General features: G+C 37.4%; 3 protein-coding genes. 1 reads left to right on the forward strand and 2 read right to left on the reverse strand.

All coding sequences use genetic code 11. The features are described 5' to 3' along the window. Window positions 1–370: hypothetical protein (locus WA010_RS06460; RefSeq protein ID WP_422556323.1), on the reverse strand; the 370-nt coding region annotated here is incomplete at its 3' end. 115 nt (window positions 371–485) lie between these two features. Here WA010_RS06460 and WA010_RS06465 point away from each other — a divergent pair. After that, a complete protein-coding gene (locus WA010_RS06465; RefSeq protein WP_422556324.1) occupies window positions 486–1,079 on the forward strand; it encodes an MBL fold metallo-hydrolase in 594 nt (197 codons plus the stop codon). Here the strand turns inward: WA010_RS06465 and WA010_RS06470 are convergent. Continuing rightward, complete coding sequence (locus tag WA010_RS06470; protein WP_422556325.1) at window positions 1,076–1,549, reverse strand: PaaI family thioesterase; 474 nt, start codon at window positions 1,547–1,549, stop codon at window positions 1,076–1,078. The two genes, WA010_RS06465 and WA010_RS06470, sit on opposite strands and share 4 nt — an antisense overlap. Window positions 1,550–1,572 lie beyond the last annotated feature (23 nt).

Genomic DNA, 1,572 nt, shown 5'->3' on the forward strand with positions numbered 1-1,572 from the left:
GTGAAAGTGAAACATTAAGATTAAATTCAATCTTACGATTATCTGTTTTTACGGTAGCAATCGTCTCAAATATTAATGCTTCTGCTTCAGATCGAACAGTGCTAAAGCCAAGATTATTACCTATCTCTACACTCTGCTTAATCCCTTTTAAAAGAGATGCGCTTAAATCTTTGATTAGCACTTTTTCATCCATCTCTAGAATAGAAGCCGTATCAGCTATACCATTACTTTTAATCGATTCATCCCCTTTCAAGCCACTTTTTGAGGCATTACTTTCTTTCACTTCTTCTTGTATCCCACTTTGCTTACGTGAGCTTTGATAACTGAAGTAATCTGCATTAGCTATAACATTATATTCCTCTACTTTCATACGTTATCCTTTGCTTTTACTGATACATCAAGATCGTCAAAAAAATATTTTTTTAAATGAAAAGATACTTGTATATTTCCGTTATAATTCCTAAAAACTAATATTGGGACTTCTAATGGAAATTCTCAAACGCCCTATGGGCGATTATCAGACCAATTGTTACATTGTCAAAATAGATGATAAAGAGATCATTATCGATCCAGGCATGGGGGCAACTGAATGGGTGATAACAAACGTCAAGCATCCCATTGCTATCCTCAACACTCACGGTCACTTTGACCATGTATGGAGTAATAATGAACTCCAAAAAAAATTAAATATCCCCCTTTATACTCCCAAAGGGGATGTGATGCTACTCCAAAATAGTTCATGGATGCCGGGATTGCCACCCTCTACACCTGACGTAGAAGTAGAGGGCGATCAAATTATTATGATTGAGGGGATAGAAGTAAAATTTCACCATTTTCCAGGGCATTGTCCAGGATGTTCCATGATTGAAATCGGTGATGCTATCTTTAGTGGAGATTTTTTATTTGAAGGTTCTATAGGAAGATGGGATTTCCCTTATTCTAATGCAGAAGCTATGCGCCAAAGTCTCAAAAAGTTTTCTCAGTGGAGCAGTAACCAAACTCTCTATCCTGGACATGGTAACCCGACCAGTGTCCAAAAAGAGTTACGTAATATCGATTATTGGATACGCACTGTTTAACTATCAATATTTTTCATTAAATCCAATCGAAGCACATGCCGGTCAGTAATGACCGTTTTAAACTCACCCTCAAACACCTTAATATCATGAACAAAACCACGGACAGTAACATTTCGTTTGCGCCCTTCATGTTGATGTTCAGTTGCGTCAAATGTTACAAAATCGCCTACTCGAACAGGAGCTAAAAAAAGGCAATTACACGATGCCAACACAACATTAGGTTCATTCACTGCCACCATTGCTGCAAAATCAGCCGCACTAAAAATAAATCCCCCGTGAACCAATCCCACATCATCAGCACGCATGGTTTCATTTGTTTCTAATGAGATTCTAGCAAATCCTGGTTCTAATTTAACAATATCACCACTGTAGACCGTATTAATCCGTTCATGGGTATTTAGTACCGTCTGTTGATTAATAACAACCTGAATTTCATCTTTATGACTATTCTCGTTTTTTTCCGCTACCAAACTATCCCCTTTTGATTCGGACA

Source organism: Sulfuricurvum sp., from assembly GCF_049305995.1.
Taxonomy (GTDB): Bacteria; Campylobacterota; Campylobacteria; order Campylobacterales; family Sulfurimonadaceae; genus Sulfuricurvum.